Source organism: Neisseria sp. P0001.S005 (assembly GCF_051963715.1).
On the sequence record NZ_JBQCTZ010000031.1, the window covers coordinates 18954 to 28037 of the forward strand.

General features: G+C 48.8%; 7 protein-coding genes. 3 read left to right on the forward strand and 4 right to left on the reverse strand.

Annotated features, from left to right (window positions below; all coding sequences use genetic code 11):
* The first annotated feature begins 9 nt into the window (after window positions 1-9).
* The 3 genes from secD to ACTHSP_RS06405 all read left to right on the forward strand — a co-directional run bounded on the left by secD (window position 10) and on the right by ACTHSP_RS06405 (window position 4009).
* Window positions 10-1863, forward strand: a complete 1854-nt coding sequence (gene secD / locus ACTHSP_RS06395; RefSeq protein ID WP_049350728.1) for a protein translocase subunit SecD — start codon at window positions 10-12, stop codon at window positions 1861-1863.
* 3 nt (window positions 1864-1866) lie between these two features.
* Window positions 1867-2802 carry a protein translocase subunit SecF gene (gene secF, locus ACTHSP_RS06400; RefSeq protein ID WP_003686183.1) on the forward strand — a complete coding sequence of 312 codons (936 nt, stop codon included), beginning with the start codon at window positions 1867-1869 and terminating at the stop codon, window positions 2800-2802.
* Between the two features lie 325 nt (window positions 2803-3127).
* Window positions 3128-4009: a carbohydrate kinase family protein gene (locus tag ACTHSP_RS06405; protein WP_049350726.1), complete on the forward strand. Its 882-nt coding sequence runs from the start codon at window positions 3128-3130 to the stop codon at window positions 4007-4009.
* Between the two features lie 79 nt (window positions 4010-4088).
* Here ACTHSP_RS06405 and ACTHSP_RS06410 read toward each other — a convergent pair whose 3' ends face one another.
* The 4 genes from ACTHSP_RS06410 to nusA all read right to left on the reverse strand — a co-directional run.
* Window positions 4089-4646: a nitroreductase family protein gene (locus ACTHSP_RS06410; protein WP_440345831.1), complete on the reverse strand. Its 558-nt coding sequence runs from the start codon at window positions 4644-4646 to the stop codon at window positions 4089-4091.
* A 110-nt stretch (window positions 4647-4756) separates the two neighbouring features.
* Window positions 4757-4936: a calcium-binding protein gene (locus ACTHSP_RS06415; RefSeq protein ID WP_049350724.1), complete on the reverse strand. Its 180-nt coding sequence runs from the start codon at window positions 4934-4936 to the stop codon at window positions 4757-4759.
* Window positions 4937-5458: 522 nt separating this feature from the next.
* On the reverse strand, window positions 5459-8353 hold the full coding sequence (gene infB, locus ACTHSP_RS06420; protein WP_440345832.1) for a translation initiation factor IF-2: 2895 nt from the start codon (window positions 8351-8353) through the stop codon (window positions 5459-5461).
* Between the two features lie 11 nt (window positions 8354-8364).
* Window positions 8365-9084: transcription termination/antitermination protein NusA (gene nusA, locus ACTHSP_RS06425; protein WP_440345833.1), on the reverse strand; the 720-nt coding region annotated here is incomplete at its 5' end.

A 9084-nucleotide genomic window follows, 5' to 3' on the forward strand; every position in this document is an offset into this window, starting at 1 on the left:
AGGTTTACCATGAACCGTTATCCTTTATGGAAATACCTGCTGATTGCGTTCACGATTGTGGTTGCGGCTGTTTACTCGTTGCCCAACCTTTTCGGTGAAACGCCTGCCGTACAGGTATCGACCAACCGACAAGCCATCGTTATCAATGAGCAAACCCAGTCGAAAGTGTCTTCTGCGTTGCAAAGCGCAGGTATTCAGACTGACGGTATGTTCATTGTCGATAACTCGCTGAAAGTGCGTTTTAAAGATACTGAAACGCAATTGAAAGCGCGTGATGTCATCGAAAACACTTTGGGCGAAGGCTATATTACCGCGCTCAATCTTTTGGCGGACAGTCCTGAGTGGATGGAGAAAATTAAAGCCAATCCGATGTTCTTGGGTCTGGACTTGCGTGGTGGTGTGCATTTCACCATGCAGGTGGACATGAAAGCCGCGATGCAGAAAACGTTTGAACGTTACGCCGGCGACATCCGCCGCGAATTGCGTCGCGAAAAAATCCGTACCGGTACGGTGCATCAGGCTGAAAACGGTCTGACCGTACCTCTGCAAGATGCCGCCGATGTACAAAAGGCCTTGCCTCAGTTGCAAAAAATGTTCCCTGAAGCCACTTTAGTTGCAGACGGTAACAATATCGTGCTGACTCTGTCTGAAGAGGCGATTAATAAAGTACGCTCTGATGCGGTTAAGCAAAACATCAACACTTTGCACAACCGTGTGAATGAATTGGGTGTGGCAGAACCGGTTATCCAACAATCCGGTCTTGACCGCATTGTTGTACAGCTGCCGGGTGTACAAGATACTGCCAAAGCAAAAGACATTATCGGTCGTACTGCGACTTTGGAAGTACGCATGGTGGAAGACGATCCGATTAAACTGCAAGAAGCCTTAAACGGTAATGTACCGACTGGTTATGAGTTACTGTCAAGCGGTGGCGATCATCCGGAAACTATTTTGGTCAACAAACAAGTTGAACTGACCGGCGACAACATCAACGACGCGCAACCTAGCTTTGACCAAATGGGCGCTCCTGCTGTGAGCCTGAGCTTGGACAGCGCAGGTGGCAGCATTTTTGGCGAATTGACTTCGGCCAATGTGGGTAAACGTATGGCTATGGTGTTGATCGACCAAGGTAAATCCGAAGTTGTGACTGCGCCTGTCATCCGCTCCGCCATTACCGGTGGCCGTGTGGAAATTTCCGGTAGCATGACAACTGCCGAAGCCAACGATACTTCATTGTTGCTGCGTGCCGGTTCGCTGGCTGCGCCTATGCAGATTGTCGAAGAACGTACCATCGGCCCGTCTTTGGGTAAGGAAAACATTGAAAAAGGTTTCAATTCTACCTTGTGGGGCTTTGCCGCCGTTGCCGCATTTATGGTGGTTTACTACCGCCTGATGGGTTTCTTCTCTACCATCGCTTTGAGTACCAATATCTTGTTCTTGGTAGGTATTTTGTCTGCCATGCAGGCAACGCTGACCCTGCCGGGTATTGCTGCGTTGGCATTGACATTGGGTATGGCGATTGACTCCAACGTATTGATTAACGAACGTATCCGTGAAGAATTACGCGCAGGTATACCACCTCAACAGGCCATCAACCTCGGTTTCCAACATGCTTGGGCAACCATTGTCGACTCTAACTTGACCTCTCTGATTGCCGGTATTGCTTTGTTGGTATTTGGTTCCGGCCCTGTACGTGGTTTTGCTGTTGTGCACTGTATCGGTATTCTGACCTCGATGTATTCGTCTGTGGTCGTGTTCCGTGCTTTGGTTAACCTGTGGTACGGCCGCCGTCGCAAATTGCGGAATATTTCCATTGGTGCGGTATGGAAGCCGAAAGCTGAAATGGCAGAAGGCAAGGAGTAAAACATGGAATTATTTAAAATCAAACGCGATATTCCGTTTATGAGCTACGGCAAACTGACGACCTTTATTTCGTTGGTTACGTTTATCGCCGCCGTGTTCTTTTTGGTAACCAAAGGACTGAATTTCTCCGTCGAATTTACCGGCGGTACAGTAATGGAAGTCCAATATCAGCAGGGCGTGGATGTGAATAAAACGCGCGAACGCCTCGATACGCTGAAAATGGGTGATGTACAGGTTCAGGCATTGGGTACGAACAAACACATCATGATCCGCCTGCCGAACAAAGAAGGCGTAACGTCAGCCCAGTTGTCCAACCAAGTGATGGATTTGCTGAAAAAAGACAATCCTGACGTTACCTTGCGCCAAGTCGAATTTATCGGCCCTCAGGTTGGTGAAGAATTGGTTACCAATGGTTTGATGGCATTGGGCTTCGTGGTGGCAGGTATCATTATTTACTTGTCCATGCGTTTTGAGTGGCGTTTTGCAGTATCCGCGATTATTGCGAATATGCACGATATCGTGATTATTCTCGGCTGTTTCGCCTTCTTCCAATGGGAATTCTCACTGACTGTCTTGGCAGGTATTTTGGCAGTTTTGGGTTACTCCGTGAACGAATCCGTGGTTGTGTTTGACCGTATTCGTGAAAACTTCCGTAAGCCGCATATGCGCGGCCACACCGTGCCGGAAGTCATCGACAACGCGATTACCGCAACCATGAGCCGTACCATCATTACCCACGGTTCGACCGAGGCAATGGTTGTTTCTATGCTGGTGTTCGGCGGTGCAGCCTTGCACGGTTTCTCTATGGCGCTGACCATCGGTATCGTGTTCGGTATTTACTCTTCCGTATTGGTTGCCAGCCCGCTCTTGCTGATGTTTGGCTTGAGCCGTGAGAACATTGCCAAAGAAGTGAAGAAAAAAGAAGAAGTTGTAGTCTAAACACTGCAATAATTCGATAAAGGCCGTCTGAAAATTGTTTGAATCAGTTTTCAGACGGCCTTTTGTATTTAAATTTCAGAATATTTTGTTTTAATGAAATAGAAAGGGATAAATGTGAAAGAAAAAGAAAAAAATAGGAACAATATAATTTTGTGATGAATCAAGTTTATTGTCTGATATGCCCTTAATTGCTTGTCAGTCCCAATATTTTAAAACATAATACTTTTGCCCCCGATGCTGGAGTTTTACTACAAGTACATGATTTGCAAAAAATCTGTTGGGCGTGCAGACCCTGCCAATCAACCTCAAAAAAGGAAGGCCAAGAATGAAAGTAACCAGTTTCGGCGAAGTGCTGTGGGACGATTTTCCAAACGGAAAGGTATTGGGTGGTGCACCCCTGAATGTTACCGTTCGTTTGCAGTCTTTGGGTATCGATACTGCCATCATCAGCCGTCGTGGCGATGATGCCGATGGCGAAGAATTGCTACGCCAGATTCAAAGCAAAAACGTCAATACTGATTATTTGCAGGTTTGTCATGAATGTTCGACCAGCTTGGTGAAAGTACATTTGGATAAGTGTGGCAGCGCGTCTTATGAGATTGTCTATCCTTGCGCGTGGGACAGGATTGCGGTTGATGATGCGGCAATCAAACGTGTGGCAGAATCCGATGCTTTCGTTTTTGGCAGCTTGGCAACCCGTGATGAAGTTTCGCGTAAAAGCTTGGCTGTTTTGCTGAAAGAAGCCAAATTCAAAATTTTTGACGTTAATCTGCGCAAGCCCCATTATGATCTTGACCGCTTGTTGGAGACCATGAAACAGTCCGATATGGTCAAACTCAATGATGATGAGTTGTATGAATTGGCTGCGGCCTATGGCTCTCCTTATCACAGTATCGAGCAAAATATCGGCTACCTCGTTGAGCTGACCGGCGTCAAAATCCTTTGCGTGACTTTAGGCAGCCATGGCGCGGTTTTGTATAAGGACGGCGAGTTATACCGTCATTGCGGTTTCCGCGTCAAAGTGGTGGATACCGTTGGCTCCGGCGACAGCTTCCTTGGCGGCTTGACTTACAAACTGCTGAACAATGCGCCTCCTCAAGAAGCCATTGCTTTTGCTTGTGCGTTGGGTGCATTGGTGGCTTCACGCCATGGCGCGACGGCGGATATTTCTTTGGAAGAAATTGAAGCGTTTATGTATCCGGCTTGATGCTTCGATAATAGATATAAAAAGGCCGTCTAAACAACCATTAAATCAGGTTTTCAGACGGCCTTAGTGTTTTCAGGCTTTACCAATAAGTTGTAAAACATTCCAAGTTGGTATTTTTCGGGCCGCCGCCTTCTTCTGTCGGCGAACCAATCATCATCAGACCGATGATTTTGTTTTTGTCGGCACACTCAAATGCTTCGCGCAACAATGGGCTGTTGACCCACATGCCCGTAATCCAAACGTTGTCGAAGCCTTGAGCAGAAGCAGCCAGTTGTAAAGCATAGGCGGCGCAGCCGGCAGTCAGCATTTGCTCCCATTCAGGTTTGGGTTTTGCCACTTCACGGTTTGGCGTAAATGTAACGCCGATAATCATAGGCGCCATGTTGCCGAAGCGTTCGGCTTTTTTCATGGTATCATCGCCGAAGTTGAGTTCGGTAACGGTATTGCTCAACAGCTCGCGGAAACGTTGTAAGCCGACTTCGCTTTGAATCACAGTAAAGCGGTAAGGGCGCATATTGCCGTGATCAGGAACTTGTGTTGCCGCTTGCAGCATTTGTTCCAGTTGCTCGGCATTGGGTGCCGGAGCAGTCAGTTTTTTGGAAGAGCGACGCGTGGTGAGGAGATTTAAGGCATCCATTTTTATTCTTTCTTGTGAATTCGAATGAGAATAATTATATAGCAGAACGATAAATAAATCAGCAAAGGACTAAGGCCGTCTGAATTAAGGTTTCAGACGGCCTTTGAGTTTTACAGGATACCGTTGTTTTGTGTATTTTCAGTAATCAGTGCTTTGTTGATTTCGTCGGCGGTGTAGCTCTTACCGTTTTCGAATACAAAGCTGTCGACATTATTGTTGGCAATGTCATGGATGGTCAGGGTGTCGCCTGTATCTTTGATGGTTAAGACCCAATCATCGCCGGTTTTCAACTGTAAACCGTATCATCTCTGCCATTTGGGTTTTCAATGATTTTATCGTCGCTGCGGGTTACATAATAAACGTCATCTCCCGATGTGCCTGTTGTTGCTTGTGCAAGGGGAGATGGCTGCAATTGCTCTAAATGTCGTAATTCAAATTGCGCATTGCTTTTTTGATTGTCATGATATTTTCTTTAGATATTGATGAGAGTAACAAGGAAGTAAACGTATCCGGCATATGGCCGGTATTGCTTAATTTGTATTGTGTTTAGGCTGTATATACTAGTGCCGAAATTTGATAAAAACAACAGAAACGTTAAGATATGACAATATATAGAGAGCCTTATCAGGCTTAGTTTGCCGTCTATTCTTTTGACAAATGGCTTTGCCTTGTGCGGCTGTTTTGTTTCTTATATACCACACATTAATTTCCATAGTTTCAAACTATGAATGGTTGTAAAAAGGCCGTCTGAAAAAAAGAAGCAGGTTTCGCATTGCAAAACCTGCTTCTGATTTTTCAGACGGCCTGTCTGATTACAGAGTACGGGCAACTTCGACGATATCGAAACATTCGAGTTGGTCGCCTTCCATAATCTCGTTGTAGCCTTTGAGCATCAGACCACACTCGAAGCCCATGCGGACTTCTTTGACGTCGTCTTTGTAGCGTTTCAAAGAAGACAGCTCGCCGGTATGGATAACTACATTGTTGCGGATGAGGCGGACATGGGAATCGCGTTTGACCACACCGTCGGTAACCATACAGCCTGCAATATTGCCGACTTTGGAAACGGAGATAACCTGACGGATTTCGACCGTACCGGTTACTTGCTCTTTCTCTTCCGGAGAGAGCATACCGCTCATGGCGGCTTTCACGTCGTCGATGGCATCGTAAATGATGTTGTAGTAACGGATTTCCACGTTTTCATTCTCAGCCAGTTTGCGTGCGGAAGCATCTGCACGGACGTTAAAGCCGATGATGAATGCGCCGGAAGCGATGGCCAAGTTGACATCAGATTCGGTAATACCGCCAACACCGCTGTGCAACACGTTCACTTTCACTTCGTCGGTGGACAGTTTTTTTAGGCTGCCAGCCAAAGCTTCGTAAGAACCTTGTACGTCTGCTTTGATGATGACGGACAAGGATTGGGCTTGGTTTTCGCCCATGTTGTTGAACATGTTTTCCAGTTTCGCGGCCTGTTGTTTGGCCAAGCGCACGTCGCGGTATTTGCCTTGACGGAAGAGGGCGATTTCGCGCGCTTTTTTCTCGTCGGCCAATACCATTGCATCTTCGCCTGCGTTCGGTACGTCGGACAAGCCGAGGATTTCGACAGGGATAGACGGGCCGGCTTCATTGATGGCTTTGCCGTTTTCGTCAACCATTGCACGGATTTTACCGAATGCAGTACCGGCCAGCAGCATATCGCCTTTTTTCAGCGTACCGCTTTGAACCAGCAATGTGGCAACCGCGCCGCGGCCTTTGTCCAAACGTGCCTCAACGATAATGCCTTTGGCAGGTGCATCGACTGGGGCAGTCAGTTCCAAAACTTCGGCTTCGAGCAAGACAGCTTCGAGCAATGCATCGATGTTCAGGCCTTTTTTAGCGGAAACGTCGATGAACTGTACATCACCGCCCCATTCGTCAGGCACGACTTCGTGCGCAGTCAGCTCTTGGCGGATACGCTCGGGATTGGCCGCCTCTTTATCGATTTTGTTTACCGCTACCACCATAGGCACGCCCGCGGCTTTAGCGTGGGCAATCGCCTCGATGGTTTGAGGCATTACGCCGTCGTCGGCTGCTACCACAAGAATCACGATATCGGTTGCTTTCGCACCGCGCGCACGCATGGCGGTAAATGCTTCGTGACCCGGAGTATCCAAGAAGGTAATCACGCCGCGTGGGGTTTCAACGTGGTATGCACCGATGTGTTGGGTAATGCCGCCCGCTTCGCCTTGTACCACTTTGGCACGGCGGATGTAGTCCAGCAGGGAGGTTTTACCGTGGTCAACGTGACCCATCACGGTAACAACCGGAGGACGCGGCAATGCTTCGGCTTCTACTGCTTCAACGCCTTCATCCAAGAATGCTTCAGGGTCGTCGGCGGCGGCAGGTTTACCGATGTGGCCGAGTTCTTCCACCACAATCAGGGCAGTGTCTTGGTCGATAGATTGGTTGATGGTTACCATCATGCCCATTTTCATCAGGGCTTTAACCACTTCGACGCCTTTAACGGCCATTTTGTGTGCCAAGTCGGCAACGGTAATGGTTTCAGGCACCAAAACTTCGTGTACGACAGGTTCGGTCGGCGCTTGGAAGGCGTGTTGGTTTGGCTCAAGTTTGAGTTTTTTGCCTTTTTTGCCGCCGCGTACGCGCTCGTCGTCGCCATTGCGAGCATTGTTGCGGTCGCGACCGCCTTTGCCGCCTTTGCCTTTAGCATTGCGACCTTGAGTGTCTTCATCACGCTCACGACGGTCTTCTTTTTTACCGCGTGCGTTGTGTTCGGATTTGCCTTCGCCGGATGCTGCTTTGGCTTTCTCGGCAGGTTTATTGCGTTCGCCTGATTTGGCTTCTTTAGTAGGTTTTGAGTCTTTCTCGGCCTGTTGTTTTATAGCTTCTCGGCGTGCTTGACGCTCTTGTTTTTCTTTTAACAAGGCTTCTTGATGCGCACGCAGGGCGGCGGCACGACGGGCTTCTTCATCGCGTTGAGCCTGTTCTTCCACGCTGACGACAGGTTGCGGTGCGGCAGGAGCGGCAGGTTTGGCGGTCTTTTTCGCTTCTTTGCCTTTGCTGCCTTTGTCTTGTTTGGCTTTGGCAGGTTTTTTGGCATCGGCTGGTTTTTCGGCTTCAACGGATTTTTCAGACGGCTTATTGTCTGCTTTAGACTCAACTTTTACTTCAGCCTTAGCTTCTACGGCTTCAACTGGTTTGGCTTCTTCTTTTTTGGCTTCGGCAGGTTTGCCTTCCGCTTTTGGTGTGGCTTTGGCTGCTTTCAGCCTGGCTGCTTCGGCCTCTGCTTTGGCACGGGCTTCGGCCTTTGCGGCAGCTTCTGCTTCAGCTTTGGCTTTTTCTTCGGCAGCTTGAGCGGCTGCTTTCTCTGCTTCGGCTTTTTGGTTTTCCGCTGCTACTTTGGCTTTGGCTTCCGCTGCCAATTCTTCGGAAGAAGGAATGGTAACGGCACGGCTGCGGCGGCGTGTTTCCACTTTTACGCCGTCAACGGTGCTGACTTCGGTTTTTTTGCGGCGGATGCTGATGGTGCCGCTGTTGCTGCCGTTTTTCTTTTGCAGGTAAGCAGTCAACAGTTGTTTGTCGTCAGTGGTTATGCTGTCATTGCCGCTGTTTTTGTTGACCCCGGCTTCTTTCAATTGTTTAAGCAAATCATCGACGGGGCGGTTTAGTTCGGCGGCAAATTGCGCTACGGTTGTATTACTCATTCAGTACCCCCTTAGTTATTTTCTTCAGTAAACCAGTGTTCGCGTGCAGCCAAAATCACTTTTTTGGCTTCTTCTTCGTCAACACCGGTAATTTCGACCAATTCGTCAACAGACAATTCGGCCAGATCATCGCGTTGGGTAACGCCGGCTTCGGCCAGTTTGCGCAACATATCGGAATCTACGCCTTCCAAATTGCGCATGTCTTCAGACACTTCACCCAGTTTTTCTTCTGCGGCGATGGTAATGGTCAGGATCGCATCGCGTGCGCGATTGCGCAGGGTTTCAACGATTTCTTCGTCAAAACCGTCAATCGAGAGCAATTCCGCCGCTGGAACGTAAGCAACTTCTTCCAAAGTGGCAAAACCTTCTTCCACCAAGATATCGGCGGTTTCGTCGTCGATGTTCAAGTGGGTGGTGAAGAGGTTGCGGATAACGGCATCTTCGGCGGCATTGCGCTCGTCTGCTTCTTCAACGGTCATGATGTTCAGCTGCCAGCCGGTCAGGATGGAAGCCAGACGGACGTTTTGACCACCACGGCCGATGGCCAGCGCCAGTTGGTTTTCATCAACGATTACGTCAACAGCGTGTTTGTCTTCGTCAATTACGATGCGGCTTACTTCGGCAGGAGACAGCGCATTCATCACGAATTGGGCAGGCTCAGGAGACCACAATACGATGTCGATGCGTTCGCCGGACAATTCGTTGCTCACGGCGTTAACACGGGAACCGCG